Source organism: Aeromonas sp. BIGb0445 (assembly GCF_024809075.1).
GTDB classification, from domain to species: Bacteria; Pseudomonadota; Gammaproteobacteria; order Enterobacterales; family Aeromonadaceae; genus Aeromonas; species Aeromonas rivuli.
This window is the reverse complement of the sequence record NZ_JANUES010000001.1, coordinates 50,222-76,616: the sequence shown is the minus strand read 5'-3', so window position 1 is coordinate 76,616 and position 26,395 is coordinate 50,222. Positions and strand designations below refer to the sequence as shown.

Here is a 26,395-nt window from a genome sequence, read left to right as displayed (position 1 = left end):
ATTTCGATAACTTTCGATGACAAAACGGCCACCCGAGGGTGGCCGTTGGCTTGCGTGACGTTTGAAGCGGCAAGACTAGAGACCGGCGGCCTCCAGATGCTCCACCAGCAGCTGCACGCTGCGGTTGCCGCGCCACTCGTTGACATCGAGCCGGTAGACCAGCCGCACCCGTTTCACCGAGGCATCGGGCCAGCGCTTGAGATCCACCCCGAAGGCGATGGCATCTACCGCATGACCGGAATCCGTGGTCAGCATCAGCTTGAGGTGTTTCTCCCCCACCAGCCGCTGCTGGACCAGCACGAACTCACCGTCGAACAGCGGCTCGGGGAAGGCCTGGCCCCAGGGGCCGGAGGCACGGATGAGCTCCGCCAGCTCCAGACTCAGCTCGTCGGGCAGCAGCTCGCCATCGGTGAGCAGCACCCCGGTCAGCAGCTCCGGGGTCACCAGCTCGGCGATGACCGCCTCAAACGCCCGGCCGAACGCCGCTATATTGGCCTTGGGCAGGGTCAGCCCCGCCGCCATGGCGTGGCCGCCAAACTTGCCCATCAGGCCCGGATGGCGGGTATCGAGCAGCTCCAGCGCATCGCGCAGGTGCACCCCGGGGATGGAGCGGCCCGAGCCCTTGAGCTCGGTGTCACTGCTCTCGGCGAAGGCGATCACCGGTCGGTAGTACTTCTCCTTGATCTTGGAGGCCACCAGCCCCACCACCCCCTGATGCCACTCATCCCGGTGCAGCACTATGCCGCTGGGCACCTCGCCGTCGCGAAACCGGATCTGCTCCAGGGTGGCGAGGGCCTCCTGCTGCATGCCCTGCTCTATCTCCTTGCGCTCCTGGTTGAGGCTGTCCATCTCCGCCGCAAGCTGGCGCGCCAGGTTGAGATCATCGCTCAGCAGACAGGCGACCCCGAGGGACATGTCATCGAGCCGGCCCACCGCATTGAGGCGAGGCCCCAGGGCGAAGCCGAGATCGGCGGCGCACAGGCGGCGACCATCGCGGCCCGACACGTCCACCAGCGCCTGGATGCCGGGGCGGCAGCGACCGGCCCGGATCCGCTGCAGCCCCTGATGGACAAGGATACGGTTGTTGCCATCCAGCGCCACCACGTCGGCGACTGTGCCAAGCGCCACCAGATCGAGATAGTCCGCCACGTTGGGGGGACGAATGCCGAGTCGCTCATACCAGCCGCTCTGGCGCAGATGGGTGTTGAGGGCCGCCATCAGGTAGAAGGCCACCCCCACCCCGGCCAGGGACTTGGAGGGAAAATCGCAGCCACGCTGGTTAGGGTTCACTATCGCATCGGCAGCAGGCAGCTCATGACCCGGCAGGTGATGATCGGTGACCAGTACCTGCATCCCGGCGGCCTTGGCGGCGGCCACCCCGGCGATGCTGGAGATGCCGTTATCCACTGTGATGAGAAACTCGGCGCCGCGAGCCACCGCCAGCGCGACGATCTCCGGGGTGAGGCCATAACCGAACTCGAAGCGGTTGGGCACCAGGAAATCGACACTCTGCCCTCCCATGGCCCGCAGCGCCAGCACGCACAGGGCCGAGCTGGTGGCGCCGTCGCAGTCGAAGTCGCCGACGATGAGGATGCGTTTCTGGGCAGTCAGCGCCCCGGCCAGCAGCGGCACCGCCTGCTCCATGCCAAACAGCCGCTGGGGCGGCAGCAGCTGGCTGGCGCTGCGCTCCAGCAGGGCGGGATCCTCCACCCCGCGACTGGCGAAGATTTGACGCAGCAAGGGATGCAGGGTATCGGGGAGATGAGCATCATCCACCCGGGGACGACGACGAATTTGCAGGGACATGGGGCTATCCAATGGGGTTAATCAACACGGTGGCAGAGGCCGAAAACAGGTGGCAAGGATCGCACTCCTGCCCCCGATAGGCAAATTCCATCATTCGGGATCTTATTACGAATCCCATTAATAACTGATCGTTAACAGAAATTTTGCCCGCTCAGGTTGCCAATTGGGCTCAGTCACATCAAGCTAGCAGAGATGGCTCATGGGTGTAGGCGCAGCCTGTACTCAGCCCTCACTCCATGACTAATAACTTTGTGCAACTTTACCCATTTGGAGAGATTTCAATGAGCCTGATCCAGGAATTCAAGGCCTTTGCCGCCCGTGGCAACGTGATCGACATGGCCGTCGGTATCATCATAGGTGCCGCCTTCGGCAAGATAGTCTCCTCGTTCGTCGGTGACATCATCATGCCCCCCATAGGTATCATCCTGGGCGGGGTCGATTTCAGCGATCTGGCCGTGGTGCTCAAGGCGGCCGAGGGAGAGACCCCCGCCGTGGTGATCGCCTATGGCAAGTTTATCCAGACCATCATCGACTTCCTGATCATCGCCTTTGCCATCTTCATGGGCGTCAAGGCCATGAACAGCATGAAGAAACAAGCCGAGGAAGCGCCAGCGGCACCAGCCGCGCCGACCAAGGATCAAGAGTTGCTGAGCGAGATCCGCGATCTGCTCAAGAACAAGCAGCAATAACTCTCCGGCAAGCCCCCGCAACCACGCCGAGGAGGGCCCCCTTCTCGGCATAAACCCAAATGAATATACAAATGACAGATCAATCATTTGCCTTGAGGGATCCCGCCACGTAGACTGGTCGGTCAGCCTGTTTCGGCCCAGAACCTTTCAGGAATGCCATGACCTCCCCCAGCAAACCCACAAACAGTTACCATCAGTTTGTCACTTATTATCTCATCATCCTGGCCATCCCCATGCTGCTGATCAGTGGCGGTCTCTTCTATTTCAATCAGCTCACCCAGTCCAATCTTCTCCAGGCGACACTCAAGGCGACCAGCCAGATCATGGTTCAAGACATAGCCCGCCAGAGCACCATGCTGGTCGCCCAGCTCAATATGGCGGGAGAGCAGTTGCACAAGACAAAAAGAGGAAATCGGCTCTCCAATGCAGAAAAAGAAGAGCTGGCCCAGCGCTGGCGCGCTCTTAGCTATCCCTCCCCCCTGATAAAGCACATCTACTACAGCAGTCATCAGGGCAGCTTCTTCTCCTATCCCACCTTGCTGCTCACCGACGACTACCAGCCCACCCGGCGCCCCTGGTATCAGGTTGCCCTTGAGCTGCCTAATACACCGGTGTGGGGGAATCCTTATAGCGATGCCTTGACCAAGATCCCGGTCATATCGGTCTCCAAGGCCTTGCTCGCTCCCGACGGAGAAATTGATGGGGTAGTCGCCCTCGATGTGTCACTGCAGGAGTGGAGTCTTATCTTTCAGCAACACACCAAACTGGCCAACGGGGCCCGTATGATGCTGGTCGATACCCAGACCGGGATCCTGATCGCTCACAGCGACGCTTCTCTCATCAACAGCCCCGCCGACCCCAAGATGCTGGTGCAGTTAGAAGGGTTGGATGGCCAGTTCCTCGATGATGAGAATAACCTCGTCACCTTCGGCAGCATTGAGGGGCACCCCAACTGGATCCTGGTGACTCAGCTCCCCCTCAGCCTGACCAATAACATCAACAAGGGTTTCATCACCACAGTCATTGTCATGTTGCTGCTCTCCCTACTGCTGTTTGGCCTGGTGGCCGTCATCTTCAAGAACAAAATTGAACAGATCATCACCCAGCTCATCCAGGTCGTGCGCCTGATGCGAGTCACGCCTCCCGGCAAACAGGTTATCCTGCCCAGTATCAAAGGGGTTGAGGAGCTGGAAGATGAACTCAACCGGATGACGGCCAAGATGGACAAGGTGGCCGACAAGGCGAATCGAGATGCGCTCACCGGCCTCTACAATCGCCGTTATTTCGATAACCAAATGCGTCGGCTTCATGACGAGCAGCGTCCCTTCGTACTCGCCTTGGTCGATCTCGACAATTTCAAGTCGATCAATGACAGCTTCGGCCACCCGACCGGAGATGCGGTCCTCAAGCGCGTGTCGGCCCTGGGACAGGAGATCCTGCCCCAGGGGGGGACCCTGTGCCGCTATGGTGGCGAGGAGCTGATCGTCATCTTCGAGCAGGAGTCACTGCTGGAGGCCAAGCTGCTGATGGAAGCGTGGCGAACAGCAGTCAGCACGCTGGTATGGCGTGAACCTGCACTATCCGTCACCTTCAGCGCTGGTCTCGGAGCCTGGCAGGGGCAAGCCTGGGAAGCGCTGTTGCAACAGGTGGATGATGCGCTCTACCAGGCCAAAGCCAATGGCAAGAACCAGTTGGCAGAAGTCAGCTCACATTGAATCAGGCACGGGGGTGATGCTCACCATGCAGCGCCTTGAGTCGTTCATTCGCCACATGGGTGTAGATCTGGGTGGTGGAGAGATCCGCGTGCCCCAGCAGCATCTGTACCACCCGCAAGTCGGCACCGTGGTTGAGCAGATGGGTGGCGAACGCGTGGCGCAGGGTGTGAGGGGACAGCTCCCCGGCAATGCCGGCGCGCAGGGCGTAGAGCTTGATGCGATGCCAGAAGGTCTGGCGGGTCATCATCTGCGCCCGTTTGGAAGGGAACACCACATCCGAGCTCACCCCGCCGAGCAGCAGGGGGCGCGAGGCACGATAATAACGCTCGAGCCAATGCACCGCCTCCTCCCCCATGGGCACCAGCCGCTCCTTGTTGCCCTTGCCGACCACTCGCACCAGCCCCTGGCGCAGGCTCAGGTGTTCGGCGGTCAATCCCACCAGTTCCGAGACCCGCAAGCCAGTGGCGTAGAGCAGCTCCAGCATCGCCTTGTCCCGCAGCTCAAGGGGATCCTCCACATCAGGCTCATCGAGCAAGGTGCCAACCTGCCCCTCACTCAGGTCTGAGGGGAGCTTCTTGGGCAACTTGGGTCCCTCCAGCAAGACGGTCGGATCGTCACTGCGCAGCTTCTCCCGGTTGAGATACTGATAGAAGCGGCGCAAGGCGGAGAGAAAGCGCGCCGTGCTGCTGGGGGCGAAGCCCTGATCCACCCGCCAGGCGAGGTAGTGCTGGATCTCGGCCATCCCCGCCAGCAGCAGGGCGCTGCCCTGCGCATCCAGCCAATGGGCGAACTTGCTCAAGTCGACCCGGTAGGAGGCCACGGTATTGTCAGACAGACCCCGCTCCAGCCAGAGCGCGTCGAGGAACTGCTCGATCAGGGGGTGCGGGGAGTGGGCGGACTTGACGGTTTGCTTGGTCATGGGGCGGCCGGGTTGACGAACAGGTTGCCATTCTAACGCCAAGTCGGGGCCGCCACACAAGCCGGGCTGCGAGAGTCGGATCAGATGCCCTGATATGGCGAGGGATCAAGGCCCGTCCAGACTGGGAAGCGGCGGCCACTCTCTGGTAAACTTGCCCCCTTACCTTGAGCTGGCTGGAAGAGCGATGAAGATAGGTCTGTTTTACGGTTCCACCACCTGTTACACCGAGATGGCCGCCGAGAAGATCCGTACCCTGCTGGGCCCGGAGCTGGTCGACATCCACAACATCAAAGACGTGCCCATGGTACGCATGCAGGATTACGAGATCCTGATCCTCGGCATCTCCACCTGGGATTTCGGCGAGTTGCAGGAAGATTGGGAATCCAGCTGGGATGACATCGCCGGGCTCGACCTCGAGGGGCGCATCATCGCCCTGTTCGGCATGGGCGATCAGCTCGGCTACGGCGACTGGTATCAGGATGCCCTCGGCCTGCTCCACGATCAGCTGCTGCCCAAGGGAGTCAAGCTGGTGGGTTACTGGCCCAATGAAGGGTACGAATTCGAGGCCTCCAAGGCACTCATCGACGACGGTCGCCACTTCGTCGGCCTGGCCCTCGATGACGCCAACCAGTATGACCAGACCGATGAGCGACTCGAACAGTGGGTCGAACAGATCCTCAATGAGATCCAGGAACTGCTGTAAGCCTGCCCTTCCCCTCATATTTTCTATTGTCGTCATCGGGTTCGGCCTAGCGACTTTTGCACACTGGTCTGTAACAATGTTTACCTGCGCCCAACATAATCCTAAAAATCAGGGCGCTGGAAGCAAACAGGAATAGACCAGAAAAGGAAATTCTATGATCCAAATCTCCCTCCTGGCCCCCGCCATCGCCCGCGACGTGCTCGATCACGCCCTGGCGCTGGGGGCCGACTTCGCCGAGCTGTTTGTGGAGCGCAAGCGCCGCAGCCAGATCAGCCTGCTGTCGAGCCAGATAGAAAATATCAGTGGCGGCCTCGATTTTGGCATAGGCGTGCGCCTGTGCTATGGCCACAAGGTGCTCTACGGCTACACCAATCTGGCCAGCCGCGATGAGCTGCTGCGCATCGTCAGTCTGCTGGCGGCAAAAGACAGACGGGATCCTGTGGTGACCGCCACCGCCTTCGATTTCACCCGTTTGACCGATCACCATCCCATCGCCCTGCCGCTGTCGGCGGACAAGCTGCTTGAGCAGAAGATCGCTTATCTGCATGCCATGGATGCCGCCGCCCGCAGCGAGAGTGACAAGTTGAGCCAGTTTTCCGCCAATGCCATGGGTTGGGAGCAGGAGGTGGAGATCTTCAACAGCGAAGGGTTGCAGGTGGGGGATCGTCGCCACTACAACCGCATCATGGCCCAGGCCATCGCCGCCCAGGGCAGCGAGCAGACCATGGGCTACGAAGCCCCCGGTGCCCTCATGGGCTGGGAGCATGCGGCCAGCATAGATCCCCGCGAGCTGGCGCTCACCGCCACCCGTCAGGCGCTGGTAAAACTCGGCGCAGCGCCCTGCCCGAGCGGTACCCTGCCGGTCATCATGGAGAGCGGCTTTGGCGGCGTCATCTTCCACGAGGCCTGTGGCCACCTGCTGGAGACCACCTCGGTCGCCAAGAAGGCCTCGGTGTTTCACGACAAGATGGGCCAGCTCATCGCCAATCCGGCGGTCAGCGCCGTGGACGAAGGCTTGCAAGGCAACGCCTGGGGCTCCATCAACGTCGATGATGAAGGGATGGCGACCCAGCACACCCAGCTCATCAAGGATGGGGTACTGACCGGCTTCCTGGTCGACCGCATGGGGGCGCTCAAGACCGGCCATGCCCGCACCGGCTCAGGGCGACGCGAATCCTATCGCTTCGCCCCCGCCTCGCGCATGCGCAACACCTTTATCGAAGCGGGCAATCACAGCCTGGACGAGATGCTGGCCACGGTGGAACACGGCATCTATGCCAAGAAGATGGGCGGCGGCTCAGTGCAACCTGGCACCGGCGAGTTCAACTTCAACGTGCAGGAGGCTTACCTCATCGAGCACGGCAAGATAACCCGGCCACTCAAGTCGGCCACCCTGATAGGCACCGGCCCTCAGGTGCTCAAGGAGATCTCCATGGTCGGCCGCGATCTGGCCCTGGCCGCGGGCATGTGTGGTTCCGTCTCGGGCTCAGTGCCCACCTCGGTCGGTCAGCCAGCCTTGAAAGTGGATAACATCTTAGTGGGAGGGAACGCCTGATGAGCGCACTCGATATGAATACTCTGCTCAGCCGCCTGCTGGAGAAAGTGGCCGATATCAATGCCGAGGCGGATATCATCGCCAATCAGGACAAGGCGTTCTCCCTCAAGGCCGACAAGGGGGAGCTTGGTGAATACAAGGTCACCAGCAGTCAGCAGCTTGGCCTGCGTCTCATCAAGGATGGCCGGGTCGGCATCGCCTATTCGGAATCCCTGGATGAGGCCGCCCTCGATGCCATGTTGCAAGATGCCCTCGACGCCAGCCGTTTCGCCAAGGTGGATGCAGATCAGGCGATTCGGGTGGCCGACAGCCAGCTCAATACCGACTGCGCCGAGATCCATCAACCCGATCGCACCCCGGTGGAAGAGAAGATAGCCCTGGCCCTGCGCCTCGAGGCGGACATGCTGGCCCTGCCGGATGTGACAGGTGCGCCCTACAACAGCCTGTTCGAGGGGGAGAGCCGTCTCTGGCTCGCCAACAGCCTGGGAACCCTCTGTCAGCACAGCGAGTTCAGCGTCGGCTGCTACACCTCGGCGCTGGTTGAGCGTGAAGGGCGCCAGTCCATGCATTATCAGGGACAGTACGGCCGCCGCTTCGACGAACTCGACAGCCGTACCCTCATCGAACAGGTGTATGCCGTGGCTGAGGGGCTGCTGATGGGGGACCCCGTGCCGAGCGGCCGCTACAGCGCCCTGTTCAGCACCAACTGCCTGGCCAGCCTGTTTGGCTGCTTCCAGTCGGCGCTGTCTGGCAAATGGGCCCAGCAGGGGATCAACCCCTGGCGCAACAAAGTAGGGCAGAGCGTGGCGTCGCGCTGGCTCACCCTGGAGAGCCGGGTCTATATGCCGGGGGGCATGAACATCAAGGCCTTCGACGGTGAGGGAGCCCCCAGCACCGATCTGCTGCTGATTGGCGAGGGGGATCTGAAAACCCTGCTCCACAACAGTGTCACGGCGCACCACTTCGGCATCCAGAGCAATGGGGCCGCCTCACGCAGCGCCCGCAGCGCCCTGGATGTCAGCCCGCGCCATCTGGTGTTTGGCACAGGCCCCCACAGCGAGACCGAGGTACAAACAGGCGAGTATCTGGAACTGGTCAAGCTCGATGGCCTGCACTCGGGGGCCGATGCGGTGAGCGGTGACTTCTCGTTTGGCGCCTCGGGCTTCCTGTGTCGGGACGGGGTTCGCATCGCGCCGGTACGCGGCATCACGGTGGCGGGCAACTTCTACCGCCTGCTCGGGGAGCTGGAAGCGGTCGGCGACTTGCTGCACCACGACGATGGCAAAGGCTTCTACGCGCCGCTCATCCGCTTCGGCGGCTTGAACATCGCCGGGAAATAAGCGGTGCGTTTGACCCGATGGCAAAGGCTCCTACGCACCATCATTCATCCGCTTCGGCGGGCTGAGCATCGCCGGGAAATAAGCGGTGCGTTTGACCCGATGGCAAAGGCTCCTACGCACCATCATTCATCCACTTCGGCGGCTTGAATATCGCCGGGAAATAGCCCGCTGACACAGGAAATGATGGCAAAGTCTTCTACGCGCCATCATTCATCCGCTTCGGCGGGCTGAGCATCGCCGGCAAGTGAGCCCTTCGGACAAGAAGAGCCGCTGTATGCCAGCACAGAGATGGGGCGGTGGCCTGAACCTCGAAGGTAACTGACTGTATACAGTGCAGAAATTGCTGCTCTCCCCCACTCCAAAACGGCGCCTGATGGCGCCGTTTTTTCATTGATGGCGCCCCTTATTCTCCCCTCCTAACCTCTAAGAGCCACCGGTCGCATCGGCCGGAAACGTCTGGAGAATGCAAGATGGACAACACGCTAGTCTGGGCCGACATTCCAACCCGGGATCTGGACCGCGCCATGGCCTTCTACTCGGCCCTGCTCGACGTGCCGGTCACGGCACAACAGGAGGAGATACGCTTCGCCATGCTGCGCCACGACGGCAATAATGCAGCGGCCTGTCTCGGCCCCATGGATGAATACCACCAGCCCGGCGGCAGTGGCCCCCTCATCTATCTCTCCCTCGGAGACAGGCTGAAAGAGGCCGAACTCATGGTTCCCCGACTCGGCGGGCGAGTCCTGGCACCTCTGCACGGCATCGGCAGCGGTCACGGCTCCCGGGTCATCATCGAGGACACCGAAGGCAATCGACTGGCGCTCTATGCGCCCCCGGCATCCTGATCCAATGGCTGCCATAGAAACAACAACGGCGACCCAGGGGTCGCCGTTCTCTTGACTGACACTCTCAATGAGACCATCAGACCTCGGGGTTGAGGCGAGTCGGCAGGCCGGAACGCTGCTCCAGAGCCTCTTTCACCATCTTGGAATCGTTCTCGGCATGAGCGACGAAACGGCTGATGGGGGCCGTCAGCTTGAGGGGGACCGGCGTATTGGAGTTGAACTCGGCCTCGCTGCGCGACAGCGGCTCATGGACTTCCATGTAACGGCTGCCATCGGGTTCGACCGTGGCCTTGACCGGCTGGTTGACGAACTGCACGCGAGTACCGACCGGTACCTTGTCAAACAGGTACTTGATGTCGTCGGCACGCAGACGGACGCAACCACTGCTCACCCGCAGGCCGATGCCGAAGGTCGCGTTGGTACCGTGGATGGCGTACAGGTTACCGATATAGAGGGCATGCAGACCCATGGGGTTATCCGGGCCGGCCGGCCAGACAGCGGGCAGCGTCTTGCCTTGCGCGGCATAACGGCGACGGATGTTCTCGGTCGGCGTCCAGGTCGGGTTGGCACGCTTGCGCTCCACCTTGGTGACCCAGTTTTCCGGGGTATTGACCCCAAGCTGGCCTATGCCTATCGGCAACACCTGCACCACATTCTTGCCCTTGGGGTAGTAGTAGAGACGCATCTCGGCCACGTTGATGACGATGCCCTCACGGGGCGCATCCGGCAGTATCAGCTGATGAGGGATCACCAGGGTGCTGCCCGCTTTGGGCAGGAAGGGATCCACGCCGGGGTTCGCTTCCATGATGTTGGTCAGCCCCAACTGGAAGTCGGCGGCGATCTGTTCGAGGGGGCGGTTGTCCGCCGGCACCACGTACTCCTGATTTTCACCGATCAAACGGCTCTTGGCGGTAGGCAGAGCATATTCAACAGCGGCGGCTTGCTGGCTGACCAGTGTCAGGCTGCACAAGAGGGCCGAGGCGGCGACGCGAACCGTGGTACTAAAGGCGTTCATACAATTCCTATAGGTGTTTCTGTGACCTGATCTGGGGAAGGTGCACGCTCATGATGAGCTGCCAGCACCCTTGGTGCGCATTCTTCCCTGCCGTGACACAAATTTCAACGTCCAGACGGGGGATTTATCACTCAAAGGCCCCGCTTTGACACTATTTAATCATTTACCCTACTGCCCTTTGGCTGACTATTCCATGAACAGTGGGATCCCGCTTAAGGTTGCTGCTATTTCCCGGCCTGTGAAGTGGCTCACAACCGAGGTCAATCGACACCCAACCTTCCTCCTTGCGCCTTATAATGCCAGCGCCAAAAAAGGCGATAACCTATTGACGCTACGGAAAATATAATGAAAAACCTCAATAAAACCCTACTGGCCGCCGCCATTTCCCTCGGATTACTGGCAGGCTGTAACAGCAACAATGACTCCAAGGCCCCAGATCCCATGGTTCGCTTCGCTACCTTCAACCTCTCCTTCGATCGCACCGCCCCCGGCATGCTCTCCGGCGAACTGGCCCTGGACCGCGCCGCCCAGGACGCCCTGCTGGCCCGCTATCAGGACGGTGACACCAGCCTCGGCAAGGCCGAGATAACCCAAGCGAAAGACGTGCAGCAGATCCGCAATATCGCCGAGATCATCCAGCGCACCCGCCCGGACGTCTTCCTGCTCAACGAATTCGACAACAACGGCAAGGGCGAGAGCACCGCCGATCTGAAGGCGTTCAACGACAACTACCTGGCCCATGCCCAGCACGGCGAGGTGCAGGCCATCAGCTACCCGGTGATGCAGAATTTCGCCACCAACACCGGCCTGATGAGCGGTCATGATCTCAATCTGGACGGCAAGCTGAGCAGCGGGCCGGATGACGCCTGGGGCTTTGGCAACTACCACGGCCAGTACGCCTTCGCCCTGATGTCGAAGTACCCCATCGATACCAAAGGGATCCGCACCTTCCAGCAGTTCAAGTGGAAGGACATGCCGGGCGAAGCCAACCCCATCATCGACGACTGCAACAACCCCAGGGCGCCGATCCCGGCCGGTCGCCAGTGCGGCGATGCCTGGTATGACGCCGCGGCCTGGGAGCAGTTCCCGCTCTCCTCCAAGAACCACGCGGACGTGCCGGTGCGCATCAAGCAGGGCAACAAGGAGGAGGTGATCCACTTCCTCATCTCCCACCCCACGCCCCCCATCTTCGGCAACGCGGCGCGCCACAACGTCAAGCACAACAGGGCCGAGGTCGCCTTCTGGCAGGACTATGTGGAGAGCGCCAGCTACATGGTGGACGATGGGGGCAAGGCGGGTGGCTTGGCCGAGGGCGCCCGCTTCGTCATCGCCGGGGATCTCAACGCAGATCCGCAAGCAGGTGACGGGGATCTCAGTGCCATCCAGGATCTGCACAACCATGCGCTGGTCAACCAGGCAGTCACCAACGGCGCCCTGATCCCGGTCAGCCAGGGTGGCCCCGAGTGCCTCGCCAGCCAGCCGGATCAGTGCAAGCGCAACAACAACCGCACCACACCGGAACGCATCACCAGCAGCAGCGGCCTGCAGCTCGATCACCTGATCCCCTCCGCCAACCTCAACGCGGTCGCCTCAGGGGTGTTCTGGCCCGCCAGCTTCGAGCCCGGCTACCACCTGGTGTATGACGCCAAGCGAGGCATCGCCAAGGGGGTGAGCTCGGATCACCGCCTGGTGTGGGTGGACGTCGAACTGGACCAGTGATCCAAGGGATCCACTCAATGAAAAGCGGGGCCATGATGGCCCCGCTTTTTTGCATCTGGCGCTAGACCAGCTTTTCGACCCGGGCCGACAAGCCCTGGCGCGCCGAGGAGCCGATGGCCCAGTCCACCAGCGGGTAGCGGCCGTGGCGGCTCGGATCCAGCACCGCCAGATCGTTGAGGTTCACCCCGGCGCCGCGCAGGGCGCTGGCCGCCACCGGCTGGCCGTCTATCCAGTGCGCCCGCGCCCCCAGCTCCTTGTGGCCGAAGCCGTGCTCGATGGCGATGGCATCCACCTGCACCCCGGCCACGCACTCGGCCAGCCCGATCACGCTGCCATTAGGGGTGCTGACCCGCACCCTGTCCCCGCTCACTATGCCAAGCCTGGCCGCCGTCTGGGCGTTGAGCCGCACCCCATTGCTGGGGTGCACCTGGCGCAGACGATCCGAGCTTATGCTCATGGAGCTCATGGTGTGGGACTTGTAGCTGGTGAGCAGCAGGGGCCACTGGGCCGGCTTGAACGCCTCGCTCAGCGGCGTGCCGTCAGCGAGCTGAGCCCGGAAGAAGCGCGGGGTGCCGCTCAGGAACTGGCCGCTCTGGCTGTGACGGCGGCTGCCCACCGCCGGGTTCCACAGCATCAGCGGCTTGGGCCAACGCTTGCTCGGCTGCCCCGATTCATCGCGCCCCTTGGCCACCGGCTCGAAGCGCCCGCCCCGGGCAAAGAGGTAGGCGGCGCGACTCGCCTCCTCCGCGCTCAGTGTGGCGTTGAGGGTCGGCAGGATCCGCTCCACCCCGGACCAGGCGAGGTCTTCAGCGCCGATGGGAGGCACCGGCTGGCCGAGGTAGGCGACGTTGGCCGCCCCGTAGAGGGAGAAGTCCGCCGCCTTGTTGAGCCCATGCAGCTTGCCATCCGCCCCTTTCAGGGCCCTCTCGCCGAAGCCCGGCAGGCCGAGGCGTTTCGCCACGGCGATGAGGAAGGACTCCATGCAGACGGCATCCCCCTCGGCGGTCTTGACCACCCTAGGCTCCACCACAGGCCAGCGGCCGGTCGAGACCTTGGTCATGACCCCGTGCCAGGCGGTTGCCCAGCCCCAGGACTCGTAGGTGAGGGTGTCAGGCACTATGTAGTCAGACAGCGTCGAGGATTCGTTGATGAAGCTGTCGATGCTGATGAACAGCGGCAACACCCTAGGGTCTTTGAGCTGTTCACCTATGGCCTGGTGCAGCCCGGCCTGACCGTAGAGCGGGTTGCCCATGTGGTTGATCCAGGCCTTGGCGCGGTAGGGGTAACCGCTCACCGCCGCGGTCAGGTGCTCGCCGAGCAGCGGGCCCGAGATGGGGAACCAGGGCTCGTGGGCCGGATAGGGGTTCTGCCCCGCCTCTTTCTTGCGACGATATTCGGAGGTCTTCTCGTAGGGGAACTTGGAGCGGGAGAGGAAGACGCCGGCGGGTTTCACCATGCCGGGGAAACTCGCCAGATCGTAGCGCGGCCCGCTCCCGAAGGGATTGAACTTGCCGCCGCTCGCCACGGCGCCACCCTTGGCATTGAGGTTTCCTATCATGGCGTTGAGCATCATGATGGCCCAGGCCGAGTAGAAGCCGTTGGCACTCATGGTGCCGCCGTGGGTGATCACCGCCGCCCGGGTGCCGTGGCTGGTGAACTCCCGGGCCAGCTCCTTGATGTCGGCCACCGGCACGGCGCACTCGGCGCTGTATTGCTCGAGGCTGTGCTCCCGACTCGCCTCGGCCAGCAGCTGGAAGCTGCTCTTGACCGCCAACGCCCCGCCCGGGGTCGGGATGCGGCGATCCACCCAGAGGCTGGCCCGCTCGCAACGGCCGGCCGGTGTCGGCTCGTCACTGTCCGCCTCCATCACCAGCACGGCATCCCCCTCGCCATAGGCCTCGCCCTCAAAGGGCAGCCCCAGATCGCTGGCGTGCAACATCTGGCCGAAGCGGGGGTGCGACTCGTCGCAGACCACCAGATGGCTGGCGTTGCAAAAGCCGCGATAGCCGGCCCGCTCGGCCGCTTCTGCGTTAGGTGCCCCTAGGAAGGGCGCGGCGTAACGATCGTTGTCGATGATCCAGCGCAACATGGCCAGGGCCAGGGCCGAGTCGGTGGCGGGCTTGATGGGCAGCCAGCGGTTGGTGGGGGCGGACGGCATGTTCACCGTGTTGGGCAGACTGGGGGCCACCACCACATAGGAGAAGGGCTTGCCCTGCCGTGCCCGCCCCGCCGCCAGCTGGCGGGACTGGCGTTTGAAGGGGTTGCCGGACTGCTGGGGGGAGGTGCCCATGAACAGCAGGAAGTCGCTCTCGTCCCAGTCGGGCTTGAGGTGGGCGTTCTTCTCCAGATCGTCCAGCAGGGCGCCGGCCCCGACCCGGAACGACAGGCCGCAGTAAGCGCCGTGGTTCGCGAAGTTGCGGGTGCCGAAGCCGTTGAAGGTGAAGCGCTTGATGAAGGTATCGCGCCCCTCGTCCGAGGCGTTGCTAACCAGCAGCTGGTTGGCCTTGGGGCCATATTCCGGGTTGGCGGGATCGAGCGGCTCGGCGAGGTTGCGGATGGCCCTGAGCCCCTCGACACTGCCCTCCCCGAACAGATCGCCCCCCTCCACCACCTCCTCGATCAGCTGCTCAAAGGGGATGCTCTGCCAGCGGCCACTGCCGCGCGGGCCCACCCGCTTGAGGCAGCGAGTGACCCTGTGGGGGCTGTCGAGCTGCTCCAGCATGGCGTTGCCCCGGGCGCAGGCGGTGGAGCGCCCCTCCAGCCCCCCTTCCTGATAACCGCTGGTAGCGAGCAGCGCCTGCTTGATCGGCGTCTTGAAGTCTATGTGGTGCAGGGCGGAGAGGGGGTGATAGGGGTTACCCAGGATACGCACTATCTTGTCGCTCTCGTTGTCGATGCGGGCCCGCACCCCGCACAGGGTCCAGCAGCCGAGGCACATGGTGTTGGCGAGGCGCTGGTCCGGGTTGGGGTGAAGTTCCCCTCCCTCATCGACCCTGTACTCCACCGCCAGGGAGTTGCCGTGGATGGGATCCCGGGTCGGCTTGCCCGAGCTGCCGGTGGCCACCCCGCTCACCACCTGCTTGAGGGTGTCGCTGTAACCGGCCACGAAGAGCCCCGTGCCCCCGGCAATGGCGGCCCCTTTGAGAAACTTGCGTTTGCTGTGATCCATCAGAGTGCCTCGCGAGCGCAATGGGTGGCAGATGAAGTTGTGGCTGATGGCAGAGCCGGGGCGCGCACCAGCTCGGAGAGCGCCACCAGCAGGGCCAGCAGCAGGCCGAAGGTGCCGAGGATGCCGAGCACCCCGGCCGGCCCCCAGGCTATCTGGTAGACATAGACACCGGCGCCGTATTTCGGCGCCAGCTGTCCCTGAATGAGCACCAGCCAGCGCAGGCCCCACACCAGGTGCAGTGCCAGCAGCCCCAGGCCCCAGGATTGCAGGCGTAAAGAGATCCTGTGCCCCGCCAGCAGCAACAGGCCGAGCAGGCCCAGGGTCAGCAGCAGCCAGTGGGCCGCCAGCCGCCAGCTAGGATCCAGCCGATAGAGGGCACTCGCCTCAGCCGCCGAGGCGCCGCCAAAGAGGGCCCAGCCAAGCAGGGAGAGCGCGAGCAGGGCCAGGGTCGGGCGGATCTGGCGCAGCAGCCCCGCCTCTGTGTGCTGCTGCCAGCCCGCCAGCAGCCGGTTGAGCAGCAGCAGGGCGCTCTGGGCCGCCAGCACGGCGCTCAGCGCCAGCAGCCAGGGCAACCAGGGGGTATGCCAGAGCGGGCGCGCCTGCACCGCCATGGTCTCGAGCCCGGTGTAGAGGGCGATACTGAGCCCGCTCAAGGCCGCCATCAAGGCAAGCGGCTTGCGCCAGCGCTCGCCGGACCAGCGCCCCAGGCAGAGCAGCCGCGCCAGGGCGGCGACCCTGTCATGATCCTCCCCACGCCTGGCCAGGTTCGGCCTTATCAGCAGCCAGCCCAGCCCCATGCTGAGCAGGCTGAACAGGGGCAGCAGGTAGGCGCCATACCACATGATGGAGGTGAAGCGGGTCTGGGCGTAGAAGTGCCAGGCCCGGGCTGGCTGGTGCAGATCCGCGGTCAGGGCGATGGGCGCCACCAGGCCGGCCCCCATCATCAGCACCGCGGCCAGGGTCTGCAGCCGCCGATCCGGCGCCTTGCGCCACAGATCGGCCGCGCCCAGCCAGAGGGCGCCATAGGCGAGGCCTATGAGGAAGAAATATTGCACCGCCCAGGGCAGCCAGGTGATGGGTTGATCCGGGGCCAGCAGTTCATTAATGGTCATGGGCTATCTCCTTGCCGTCGTCGCCAAGCAGCGTGCGCTGCGCCGGGTGGCCGTCGATCTTGCTGACAAACGCCTCATCCATGCCGAGATAGAAGACCCGCGGCTGGGTATGGACCTCGGGCTTGAGCACCTTGAGGGCCGGCTCATGCTCACGCAGCAACCGGCTGATCTGACTCTTGGGATCGTTGAGATCCCCTATGATGCGCGCCTCGCCGACGCAGCTCTCCACGCAGGCGGGCAGCAACCCTGCCTCCAGCCGGTGGGCGCAGAAGGTGCACTTGTCGGCGGTGTTGGTCTCGTGGTTGATGAAGCGGGCGTCATAGGGGCAGGCCTGCACGCAGTAGCCGCAGGCGACGCACCAGTCGTTGTTGACCACCACTATGCCGTCATCGCGCTGGAAGGTGGCGCCGGTGGGGCAGACGTCGAGGCAGGCGGGCTCGGCGCAGTGGTTGCAGAGCCTCGGCAGCATCAAGAGGGAGGCGGGGGCATCGAGTGCCGCCAGGTCGCTCACCTCGTACTGGCTGACAGTGGTGCGAAACTGGCCGAGAGGGGGCTGGTTCTCTATGGTGCAGGCCACTGTGCAGGCCTGACAACCGACGCAGCGGCGCAAGTCAATCAGCATGCCGTAGCGCTTGCGGCCATCCCCCCGGCTGATGGCCGCCCGCCCATTGCGGGGCACGGGGACGGACTGGGCCTGAGCGACAGGGATCAGGGCCGCCCCTGCGGTGAGGGCGGCGATCCCGGATAACAATCGGCGCTTGCTGAGCTCCATGGCTTCTTTCCTTCTGCTGAGCTGGCTTCCCCCAAGAGGGGGGTTGGGCTGATTGTCCGCAACGCAGCAAGTCGCCTCTATTGTGGTTTTCCACATACCGGGAGCCGGGTTGATCCAGCGCAATAAAACCGGCCCCATAACCGCCAAACTGTGACCAAAGCCCCATTCGCCGCCCCATCACGGCGCCTGGGCGGCCCAGCGCACCGTCCCGGTGATAGACTGGCTTCCCCACCCCCATCAGCCGCCCAAGGAGAGCGCCCTGTTCCGTCACCCCCCCTCATCGCTCGCCCGCCAGCCCCTGCTGGCCCTGTTGCTCTGGATCTGGGTCGCCCCCGCCCTGGCCGGGCCGGAACTAGCCCTGGCCGAGCCGGTACGAATAGGGGTGCTGGCGACCCGCGGCCCGGCGCTTGCGAAGGCCCAGTGGCAGCCGCTGATGGGCTGGCTGGATGAGCGCGTGCCGGGGCGGCGCTTCGCGCTGGTGCCCCTGGAGCTCGATGCCCTGGCCGAGGCCGTCGCGCAAAGCAGGCTCGACTTTGTCATCACCAACCCGGGCCAGTCGGTGAGTCTGGCGCGCCAGTATCCGCTGGCCTGGCTCGCCACCCTCAAGAGCCCGGCGGGGGGTGACAACCTCGCCATCGGCGCCGCTCTGGTAGTGCGCGCCCATGCCCCCTACCGGCACTGGCAGGATCTCGAGGGGCGGCCGGTCGCCGCCGTGTCGGAAAACGCCTTCGGCGGCTACCTCGCCTACCGCTTCGAGGCGGACGAGCAGGGGGTCAGGCTGGAGCGCTTCTTCTCCGCCGTGCGCTTCACCGGCTTTCCCCTGGACAGGCTCATCGAGCAGCTGGCAGCGGACCAGGTCGCCGCCGCCATAGTGCCGGTGTGCCAGCTGGAGCGCATGGTGCGGGAGGGCAAGGTCGCCGACTCGGATTTTCGGGTGCTGGACAACCAGGCGCCGGCGGGCTTTGGCTGCCAGAGCTCGACCCGGCTCTACCCGAACTGGGCCTTCGCCCAGACGGAGCAGGCTTCCCCTGCGCTTGCCCTGGCGGTGACGCGAGCCCTGTTCGACCTGCCAGCAGACAGCGAGGCGGCCATGGCCGCCGATTCGGCGGGCTGGACAGTGCCCACCAGCCAGCTTGGCATCGACCGCCTGCTCAAGGCGCTGGATCGCCACCCCCTGCAGGGCCCCTGGTGGCAATCGGCCTGGCACTGGCTGCGCCAGCATCAGCAGTGGGGCTGGGGCGCCCTGGCGCTGGTGCTGCTGCTCGGCGGCCACCACCTGCTGCTGCAACGGCTGTTCAACCGCAGCCAGCGCCGACTGCTCGCCACCCGCCAACAACTCGAGGAGAAGGGACGCCAGCTCGAGCAGGCCAGACGCCTCGCCGAGCTCGGCGAACTCGGCGCCAACATGGCCCACGAGATCAACCAGCCCCTCACCGCCATCGCCAACTACAGCCAGGGTGCCCTGCTGCGCCTCGCTAGGCAGGGGCAGGATCCGGCCACGACCGCATCACAGGAGCCCCTGCGCCAGGCCCTGGAGCAGATTGGCCTGCAGGTCCAGCGCATCACCCAGACAGTCCAGCGACTCAGAGCCCGGCTGCAAAAGCGCCCGCGCCAAGCCGAGCCCACGGACCTGATCACCCTGGTGGAGGGCCTGCAACCCCTGCTCGGTCAGATGCTGGCCCCCCTCGGCGTCACCTTCACCCTGCGCTGGCAGGGGCAGCCGCGCCTGCTCCCCCTGGATGGCATAGGGGTGGAACAGTTGCTGATGAACCTCATCAAGAATGGCGCCGAGAGCGCGGCCCGAACGAACGGCCCAGCGGCGCAAAGGGCTGAGCCGGGCCGGGTCGAGCTGCTTGTCTGCTTCGAGGCGGCGCTATTGATCCTGGAGATCCGCGACAACGGCCCCGGCCTGAGGATGCCAGAGGCGCTGCTGCAACAGGCGTTTCACAGCGACAAGGAGGGCGGCATGGGGCTGGGGCTCGCCATCTGCCGGGACGTGGTCGAGTGTCATCGCGGCCAGCTCGCCTTGAGCAACCTGAGCCCCCATGGCTGCCTGGCCCGGGTGACCCTGCCCGCCCCTCAGCAGCGGCTTGAGGTCGCTTCCCATCCCAATCCAAGGAGCTGATATGCAGCCCGTTGACCGCCCTCCCCTCTACCTGGTCGATGACGATCAGGCCGTGCTCGACTCCCTGCGCTTCATGCTGGAGATCTGCGACGAACGCCAGTTGCGCTGCTTTGCCGACGGCGAGCGCTTCCTGGCAGAGGTCGATCTGCACCTGCCCGCCTGCCTCGTCCTGGATTGCCGCATGCCGGGGCTGTCGGGCCCCGAGGTGCAGCAGCGGCTGAAGGCGGCCCAGAGCCCCATCGCCATACTGTTTCTCACCGGCCACGGGGAGGTGCCTCTGGCGGTGGAGTCCCTCAAGCAGGGGGCTGTGGATTTCTTGCAAAAGCCGGTGCAGCTGGCGCCCCTGCTCGCCGCCATCGCGCGGGCCGAACAGGCGACCCTGGCCGCGGCGGCGCGCCTTGCCCATCGACACGCTTTCGAGCGGCTCACCTCCCGCGAGCACCAGCTGTTGCAGCTCATCGCCCAAGGCCACAAGAACCAGCAGATAGCGCAGGATCTCTGCATCTCGGTGCGCACCGTCGAGGTGTGCCGCGCCAGCCTGATGAGGCGGCTCGAGGTGGGCTCACTGGCCGAGCTGATGCTGCGCTATGCGGCGGTCAATGGGCAGCCCTGAATCGCTCACGCCATGGGCAAACCCCAGCCCCGGGAGATAAAACGTGGCGAGATCACACACTTGGCGCCGCCTTGGGGGTAGAGTAGCCCCTTCCCTTTATCAGGGCCGACCTAGGTCCTGCGCATTATTTCGAGGAGACATCATGGAACTGCTGTTACTGAGCAACGGAAAAACCACCGAACACCCGGGCCTGCTCGGCTGGGCCCGCGACCGGGTGCAGACCCTGCTCGCCCGCAAACAGGTCAAGCGCATCCTGCTCATCCCCTATGCGGTGATCCGCAGCGACTGGGATGCCCGCGCCCAGGATCTCAGCGAGAGCCTGGGAGTGGAGACCATCAGCATCCACCAGTTCGACGATCCCGTGGCGGCCATCAACCAGGCAGACGCCATCTTTATCAGCGGCGGCAACACCTGGCGCCTGAACCAGCTGCTGCACGAATACGGTCTGGTGGTGCCCATCCAGCGCGCCGTGCGCGAACGGGGCGTGCCCTATGTGGGCTGGAGCGCAGGTTGCAACGTGGCGACCCCGAGCATCCGCACCACCAACGACATGCCGGTGTGCAGCGCCGCCGTACTGCCGGCCCTGGGCCTGTTCCCGCTGCAGATCAACCCCCACTATCTGGACGCCAGCATCAGCGGCCACATGGGGGAGACCCGGGACGAGCGGCTCGCCGAGTTCTGCGCCATCAACCCGAGCGAATCCGTGGTGGCCCTGCGCGAAGCCAGCCTGTTGCAGATCAGCGGCGAGACCGTCGAGTACTGGAGCGTGCGCGGCGAAGGCTTCAAGATCTTCAAGCACGGCGAGACGATCCAGGAGTATGAGGATGCCGCTCCCCTGGCCGCCCTCACCCCCTTCATCCCCAAGCTCTGAGTCAGGGGCACTGCAATGAAAAGAGGGATGGCCTGGGCCATCCCTCTTTCGTTTGCCCCCTCGCGCCGGGGCGAGATCCTGCAAGGGCACTCACTCCAGGATCGCCATCTCCTCCTTGCCGCCGCCCCGCTGGGGGGCTTTTAGCAGCAACACCAGCGGAATGGCGCACAGGCTCACCCACATCATCAGCCGGAAGTCCTGCAGATAGGCGAGCAGACTGGCCTGGCGGGTCACCTCACCATTTATCGCGCTGAGCCCTTTGGGCGTCATCAGCTCCGCCATGCCTCCCCCATGATGCAGCGCCTGGTTGAAGGGGGTTATGTAGGAGGCAAACACCTCATGATTCATCTGAGTGCGCTGGGCCAGATAGGTGATCACCACAGAGATGCCAATGCTGCTGCCGATGTTGCGCATCAGGCTGAACAAGGCCGTGCCCTCGGTGCGAAAACGGGGCGCCAGGGTCGCGAAGGTGATGGTGGAGAGCGGCACGAAGATGAAACCCAGACCCAGGCCCTGAACGACCCCGGTACGGATGATGTCCCAGTTGCTGATGTCGGTGTTGAACAGTGTCATCTCCCACATGGAGAAGCTGGTGAGCAGCAGCCCCAGCAGGATCAGGATGCGCACATCCACCCGACCCGACAGCCTGCCCACCAGCATCATGGCGAACATGGTACCGACTCCCCGTGGCGCCAGCAGGTAGCCGACATCGATCACCGGGTAGCCCATCAGCCCCTGCATGAAGGGGGGCAGCAGTGTCATGGTCGCCAGCAAGATGATGCCGACGATGAAGATGAACACCAGGCCGACGCTGAAGTTGCGATCCTTGAACAGCGCCGGCTCTATGTAGGGGTGCGAGTGGGTGAAAATGTGCACCACGAACAGGTAGAAGCAGAGCACCACCAGGCCCGTCTCTATGACGATCTCGGCGCTGGCGAACCAGTTCTGGGATTGGCCCCTGTCCAGCGCCATCTGCAACGCGCCTATGCCAATACTGAGCAGGGCAAAGCCGAGCAGATCGAAGCGCCGACTGCTATTGATCTTGGTCTCCTCGATGAAGGCGGCGAGGCCGAACCAGGCCAGCAGGCCGAATGGCAGGTTGATGTAAAACACCCAGCGCCAGTTGTAGTACTCGGTGAGCCAACCCCCGAGCGAGGGGCCCAGGATGGGGCCCACCATGACACCTATGCCCCACATCGCCATGGCAGAACCATGCTTTTCAGGGGGATAGCTATCGAGCAGTACCGCCTGGGAGAGGGGGACCAGGCTGGCGCCGAAGATCCCCTGCAGCAGCCGGAACAGCACTATCTGCTCCAGACTCTGGGCCGCGCCACACAGCATGGAGGCGATGGTGAAACCCGCCACCGACCACATGAACAACCGCTTGCGGCCAATTCGGTCAGAGATGAAGCCGGTCAGCGGCATGAAGATGGCGGCCGCCACTATGTAGGAGGTGAGCACCCAGGAGATCTGATCCTGGGTCGCCCCCATGGCACCCTGCATATGGGGCAGGGCCACATTGGCTATGGTGGTGTCCAGCGCCTGCATGATGGTGGCCAGCATGACCGACAGGGTGATGAAGCCAAGATGTGCCTTGCTGGGTCCTTCCTGAGTCGCTGTTGTCATAGGGTTCACCTCACAACGACCAGCCAAACAGGCTGCGGTGATGGCCGGTATCTATCTCGGCCACGGCACTGAGTCCAGCCCTGAGCGCAGGCGCTGCACTGGCATCGTCCAACCGGATCCTGACCGCGACCCTTTGGGTGATCTTGACCCAGTTGCCGGTCGCATTCTGGGCCGGTATCACCGAGAACTCTGAACCTGTCGCCGGGCTAAGACTCTCGACCACCCCTGTCCAGTGAGCATCCGGATAGGTATCCACACTGATGTTCACCTGCTGGCCAGGCTGGACATGAGTCAGATCCGTCTCGGTGAAGTTTGCCTCTATCCAGGGCTGATCGGTCTCTACCAGCATCATGGCGGTCATGCCCACAATGCTGTACTGGCCAGACTTGGGCAGTTGGCTGACGATGCCATTGACCGGGGCATAGATCTTGGTACGGGCCAAATCCAGTTTTGCCTTGGCCAATTCGGCGGCCGCTTCCATATAGGCGGGTTGCTGTTCGACCGGCAGATTGACGTCACCGTTCAGGGAAGCCTCTATCTTCTTGAGCCCCTCTTCCAGCGCCACCTGTTGCTGCGCCGTCTGTATGGTGAGCTGACGGGCATCATCATAGTTGGCGGTGGAGGTGAAGTGCCTGGCAACCAGATCTGCCTGGCGATGCTCTTCCTTCTGGGCATAAGCGTTGCGGGTATGAGCCACGGCTATCTCGGCCTGCTGACCGCGATAGCTGGTCTGCAATGCCACCAGATCGGTGCGTACCTTGGCAAGCTCAGCCTCGGCCTTGCCCACGGCGAGCTCGAAGGAGGCGGGATCCAATTCGAACATCAGATCCCCGGCCTTGACCTGGGCATTCTCCTTGACCATCACCTTGTCTACCCGGCCCAGCACCTCGGTACTGATCGGCACCTTGTCGGCCTTCACATAGGCGTTGTCGGTCTCCACATAGCGCCCGCCCAGCATATAGATGACGCCACATCCAAACAGGGCAATGAGAGGGACCGCCACCAGCAGTAACAGTCGGGTACGGCGTCGGTCGGAAACCGCCACAGGGGCGGAAGTCGGATCAGTAGTCATGAGAAACACTCCGAAAAATCGAGAAGATCAGCTCTGGGAAAGGTTGTCGTGCATTGTCTTTAGCGCCTGATAGAGGGCGTTCGCCGCCTTCTCATCCAGATCGCCCATGGCACTGCGATGTACGGCGTCGCCAGCCCGCTTGATGCATTGCAGGTGAGGGACGGCCGCTTCGGTCAAAAACAGCTGATGAGCACGCCTGTCATCGGGATCCGGGCGTCGCTCGACCAGACCACTCTGGGCCAGCTGATCGAGCTGGCGAGCCAGGGTGATAGGCTGGATATCCAGCCGCTCGGCCAGCTCAACCTGACGCATCCCTTCATGCCGGGCGATATGGACCAGGGCACGGGCCTGGGCCAGGGTCAGACAACTCCCTTCCAACTGTTGCTGGAAGTGACGACGCATCAGGCGATGCACGTCGCCGATCAGGAAGCCCAGGGTGTCAGGTTGTTTCATCATAGCGAGACCAATAAATTAGTAAGCATTACTTATTATATACGATGTATGTTTAAATTCAATGCTGGCCTCCCTCTCTTGTTGCCAGCATGCTAAGGCTCTACAGCCAACAAAAGGAGAACGACGATGAAGACAAGGATGGAGCGGGACAGCCTGGGAGAGATCGCGGTACCGGCCAACCGGCTGTGGGGGGCTCAGACCCAGCGATCTCTGCACCACTTCGCCATCTCGGTGGAGCGGCAGAGTCCCGAGCTCATTCGTGCCCTGGTGCAAATCAAGAGCGCCAGCGCCCGGGTCAACCAGCGGCTGGGGCTGCTCAAGGATCGCCATGCCGAGGCGATCATTGCCGCCGCCGCTGAGGTGCTGGCGGGTCAGCATGACAATGAGTTCCCCCTGGTGGTCTGGCAGACCGGCTCTGGCACCCAGACCAACATGAACGTCAATGAGGTGCTCGCCAACCGGGCCAGCGAGCTGCTCGGTGGCATGCGCGGCGAGGAGCGTCTGGTGCATCCCAATGACGAGGTCAATCGCAGTCAATCCAGCAATGATGTCTTCCCCACAGCCATGCATCTCGCCGCCGTGACCGCCATAGTGGCGCATCTGCTGCCCGCCCTCGCCAGCTTGCGCCAGACCCTGGAGCACAAGGCCAAGGCATTTGACCATATCGTCAAGATAGGCCGCACCCACCTGCAAGATGCCACCCCCCTTACCCTGGGTCAGGAGATCTCCGGCTGGGCCGCTCAGCTCGCCCATGGAGAACGCCATCTTCGAGCCGCCCTGCCCCATCTGTGCGAACTGGCGCTGGGCGGCACCGCGGTCGGCACTGGCCTCAATGCGCCAGCCGGTTATGCCGAGGCGGTTGCCGGGGAGCTCGCCAGCCAGACCGGCTTGCCCCTGGTCACAGCGCCGAACAAGTTCGAGGCTCTGGCGAGCTGCGATGCCCTGGTCCACGGCCATGGCGCCCTCAAGACCCTGGCCGCCAGCCTGATGAAGATCGCCAACGATGTGCGCTGGCTCGCCAGCGGCCCGCGCAGTGGCATAGGGGAGATCAACATTCCGGAGAACGAGCCAGGCTCCTCCATCATGCCGGGCAAGGTCAATCCGACCCAGTGCGAGGCGCTGACCATGGTGGCGGCGCAGGTGATGGGCAACGACGTGGCCATCAACATCGGCGGGGCCAGCGGCAACTTCGAGCTCAATGTGTTCAGGCCCATGATTGCCCACAATTTCTTGCAGAGTGTGCGCCTGCTCAGCGACGCCATGACCAGCTTCGAACATCACTGTGCCCGCGGCATAACCCCGAACCAGGCCCGCATCGACGAGCTGGTGACCAACTCCCTGATGCTGGTCACGGCGCTGAACCCCCACATCGGTTACGACAAATCCGCCGAGATAGCGAAGAAGGCACACCATCAGGGGATCAGTCTGCGGGAAGCGGCCATCGCCTCCGGCCACCTGAGTGCCGAGCAATTCGATCTCTGGGTGGTGCCTGCCGAGATGGTGGGCCGAAACAAATAGCCACGAGTAAAAACCGAAAGGGCGCCATGGCGCCCTTTTCATTAGCAAAGCCGTCTCAGCTCTTGCTCTGACAGTTGAACATCCAGTGGGTACCGAACTTGTCCACCAGGCTGCCGAAATAGTCACCCCAGAACATCTCCTGTAACTCCATCTCTACGCTGCCGCCTTCGGCAAGGGCAGCAAACAGGCAGTCGGTCTCGGCCCGGCTGTCCGGCTCCAGATTGAGGTAACTGTTGTTGCCCTGCACCAGGGTGAACCCCATGCTGGCCGGCGCATCCGTGCCCATCAACACATGGCCGCCGAGAATGGCCAGCTCCACATGCATCACCAAGTTCCCATCTTCCGGGGAGACGGGATCCTGACCCGGACAGCCCGGTGAATCGCTGAACCTGTGGATGGGGCCATTGAATTCGCCACCAAACACCTCCCGGTAGAAGAGGAACGCCGCCTCCGTCTCCCGGGCAAAGTTGAGATAGGTACTGACACGCGCCATGGTGAACTCCTTGTCATTGATTACGGGTTACGAGACCAGCTATCAGCATAGAAGAGCGCGGCTCCATCGCCTCAATGGCCTCCTCTCACCGAGCGGACAGCGCCAGCCCATTGCACTGTGTCAGCCATACCAACCTAGGCAGCATGCCCATTGGCGCAGGACTTCCCCTGGGCTGGCATCGCCAATCAACGGATATGCCGTCTGCGGCGCCCTGTGACAGATCCTGACCCCTGGCACAAGGCCGACAAACCTCCATTTGCACCCA

21 protein-coding genes are annotated in these 26,395 nt (G+C 63.4%); 11 read left to right on the top strand and 10 right to left on the bottom strand.

All coding sequences use genetic code 11. The features are described from left to right. Nucleotides 1-75: 75 nt before the first annotated feature. On the bottom strand, nt 76-1,806 hold the full coding sequence (gene recJ / locus M2367_RS00300; RefSeq protein WP_259235462.1) for a single-stranded-DNA-specific exonuclease RecJ: 1,731 nt from the start codon (nt 1,804-1,806) through the stop codon (nt 76-78). A gap of 281 nt (nt 1,807-2,087) precedes the next feature. Between recJ and mscL the strand changes: the two genes are divergently transcribed. After that, complete coding sequence (gene mscL / locus M2367_RS00295; RefSeq protein ID WP_042040923.1) at nt 2,088-2,495, top strand: large-conductance mechanosensitive channel protein MscL; 408 nt, start codon at nt 2,088-2,090, stop codon at nt 2,493-2,495. 158 nt (nt 2,496-2,653) lie between these two features. Beyond that, complete coding sequence (locus tag M2367_RS00290; protein WP_224431146.1) at nt 2,654-4,210, top strand: sensor domain-containing diguanylate cyclase; 1,557 nt, start codon at nt 2,654-2,656, stop codon at nt 4,208-4,210. Nucleotide 4,211: 1 nt separating this feature from the next. Here the strand turns inward: M2367_RS00290 and xerD are convergent, their stop codons facing one another. After that, complete coding sequence (gene xerD / locus M2367_RS00285) at nt 4,212-5,129, bottom strand: site-specific tyrosine recombinase XerD (protein WP_042040924.1); 918 nt, start codon at nt 5,127-5,129, stop codon at nt 4,212-4,214. A 184-nt stretch (nt 5,130-5,313) separates the two neighbouring features. On the opposite strand from xerD, the gene fldB reads away from it, so the two are divergent. From fldB to M2367_RS00265, 4 genes are all read left to right on the top strand, one after another. Beyond that, entirely contained in the window at nt 5,314-5,832 is a 519-nt protein-coding gene (gene fldB, locus M2367_RS00280) for a flavodoxin FldB (RefSeq protein ID WP_259235461.1), read from the top strand. A gap of 154 nt (nt 5,833-5,986) precedes the next feature. Continuing rightward, nucleotides 5,987-7,387 (top strand): TldD/PmbA family protein, encoded by a 1,401-nt coding sequence (locus M2367_RS00275; protein ID WP_224431148.1) that lies wholly within the window; start codon nt 5,987-5,989, stop codon nt 7,385-7,387. Further along, complete coding sequence (locus tag M2367_RS00270) at nt 7,387-8,727, top strand: TldD/PmbA family protein (protein ID WP_259235460.1); 1,341 nt, start codon at nt 7,387-7,389, stop codon at nt 8,725-8,727. Before M2367_RS00275 ends, M2367_RS00270 begins: the two co-directional genes overlap by 1 nt. Nucleotides 8,728-9,197: 470 nt before the next feature. Beyond that, the gene (locus tag M2367_RS00265) at nt 9,198-9,572 is read left to right on the top strand and encodes a VOC family protein (RefSeq protein WP_042040928.1); all 375 of its coding nucleotides are present in this window, start codon (nt 9,198-9,200) and stop codon (nt 9,570-9,572) included. A gap of 76 nt (nt 9,573-9,648) precedes the next feature. Here M2367_RS00265 and M2367_RS00260 read toward each other — a convergent pair whose 3' ends face one another. Then, nucleotides 9,649-10,587, bottom strand: coding sequence for a L,D-transpeptidase family protein (locus M2367_RS00260; RefSeq protein WP_042040929.1), 939 nt, complete (start codon nt 10,585-10,587; stop codon nt 9,649-9,651). 345 nt (nt 10,588-10,932) lie between these two features. Here M2367_RS00260 and M2367_RS00255 point away from each other — a divergent pair, with 345 nt between their 5' ends. After that, on the top strand, nt 10,933-12,306 hold the full coding sequence (locus M2367_RS00255; protein WP_259235457.1) for an endonuclease/exonuclease/phosphatase family protein: 1,374 nt from the start codon (nt 10,933-10,935) through the stop codon (nt 12,304-12,306). Nucleotides 12,307-12,367: 61 nt separating this feature from the next. Here M2367_RS00255 and M2367_RS00250 read toward each other — a convergent pair whose 3' ends face one another. From M2367_RS00250 to dsrO, 3 genes are read right to left on the bottom strand one after another with little or no spacing between them, the layout of a single operon-like run. Beyond that, nucleotides 12,368-15,475, bottom strand: a complete 3,108-nt coding sequence (locus tag M2367_RS00250; RefSeq protein ID WP_259235456.1) for a tetrathionate reductase subunit A — start codon at nt 15,473-15,475, stop codon at nt 12,368-12,370. Continuing rightward, nucleotides 15,475-16,587: an NrfD/PsrC family molybdoenzyme membrane anchor subunit gene (gene nrfD / locus M2367_RS00245; RefSeq protein ID WP_259235455.1), complete on the bottom strand. Its 1,113-nt coding sequence runs from the start codon at nt 16,585-16,587 to the stop codon at nt 15,475-15,477. Before nrfD ends, M2367_RS00250 begins: the two co-directional genes overlap by 1 nt. Next, on the bottom strand, nt 16,577-17,359 hold the full coding sequence (gene dsrO / locus M2367_RS00240) for a sulfate reduction electron transfer complex DsrMKJOP subunit DsrO (protein ID WP_259235454.1): 783 nt from the start codon (nt 17,357-17,359) through the stop codon (nt 16,577-16,579). The genes nrfD and dsrO overlap by 11 nt, the downstream gene beginning before the upstream one ends. A 298-nt stretch (nt 17,360-17,657) precedes the next feature. On the opposite strand from dsrO, the gene M2367_RS00235 reads away from it, so the two are divergent. The 3 genes from M2367_RS00235 to pepE all read left to right on the top strand — a co-directional run bounded on the left by M2367_RS00235 (nt 17,658) and on the right by pepE (nt 20,968). Then, nucleotides 17,658-19,484 (top strand): PhnD/SsuA/transferrin family substrate-binding protein, encoded by a 1,827-nt coding sequence (locus M2367_RS00235; protein ID WP_404972843.1) that lies wholly within the window; start codon nt 17,658-17,660, stop codon nt 19,482-19,484. A 1-nt stretch (nt 19,485) separates the two neighbouring features. Continuing rightward, entirely contained in the window at nt 19,486-20,097 is a 612-nt protein-coding gene (locus tag M2367_RS00230) for a response regulator transcription factor (RefSeq protein WP_224431155.1), read from the top strand. A gap of 142 nt (nt 20,098-20,239) precedes the next feature. Further along, the gene (gene pepE / locus M2367_RS00225; protein ID WP_259235452.1) at nt 20,240-20,968 is read left to right on the top strand and encodes a dipeptidase PepE; all 729 of its coding nucleotides are present in this window, start codon (nt 20,240-20,242) and stop codon (nt 20,966-20,968) included. Between the two features lie 90 nt (nt 20,969-21,058). On the opposite strand, the gene M2367_RS00220 is transcribed toward pepE, so the two are convergent. From M2367_RS00220 to M2367_RS00210, 3 genes are read right to left on the bottom strand one after another with little or no spacing between them, the layout of a single operon-like run. Then, nucleotides 21,059-22,594 carry a DHA2 family efflux MFS transporter permease subunit gene (locus tag M2367_RS00220; RefSeq protein WP_259235451.1) on the bottom strand — a complete coding sequence of 512 codons (1,536 nt, stop codon included), beginning with the start codon at nt 22,592-22,594 and terminating at the stop codon, nt 21,059-21,061. Between the two features lie 10 nt (nt 22,595-22,604). Then, complete coding sequence (locus M2367_RS00215; protein WP_042040937.1) at nt 22,605-23,666, bottom strand: HlyD family secretion protein; 1,062 nt, start codon at nt 23,664-23,666, stop codon at nt 22,605-22,607. Nucleotides 23,667-23,693: 27 nt separating this feature from the next. After that, complete coding sequence (locus M2367_RS00210) at nt 23,694-24,122, bottom strand: MarR family winged helix-turn-helix transcriptional regulator (RefSeq protein WP_042040938.1); 429 nt, start codon at nt 24,120-24,122, stop codon at nt 23,694-23,696. A gap of 123 nt (nt 24,123-24,245) precedes the next feature. Here M2367_RS00210 and fumC point away from each other — a divergent pair, with 123 nt between their 5' ends. Further along, nucleotides 24,246-25,637, top strand: a complete 1,392-nt coding sequence (fumC, locus tag M2367_RS00205) for a class II fumarate hydratase (RefSeq protein WP_259235450.1) — start codon at nt 24,246-24,248, stop codon at nt 25,635-25,637. A 55-nt stretch (nt 25,638-25,692) separates the two neighbouring features. Here the strand turns inward: fumC and M2367_RS00200 are convergent, their stop codons facing one another. Further along, the gene (locus M2367_RS00200) at nt 25,693-26,130 is read right to left on the bottom strand and encodes a VOC family protein (RefSeq protein ID WP_042040940.1); all 438 of its coding nucleotides are present in this window, start codon (nt 26,128-26,130) and stop codon (nt 25,693-25,695) included. Nucleotides 26,131-26,395 lie beyond the last annotated feature (265 nt).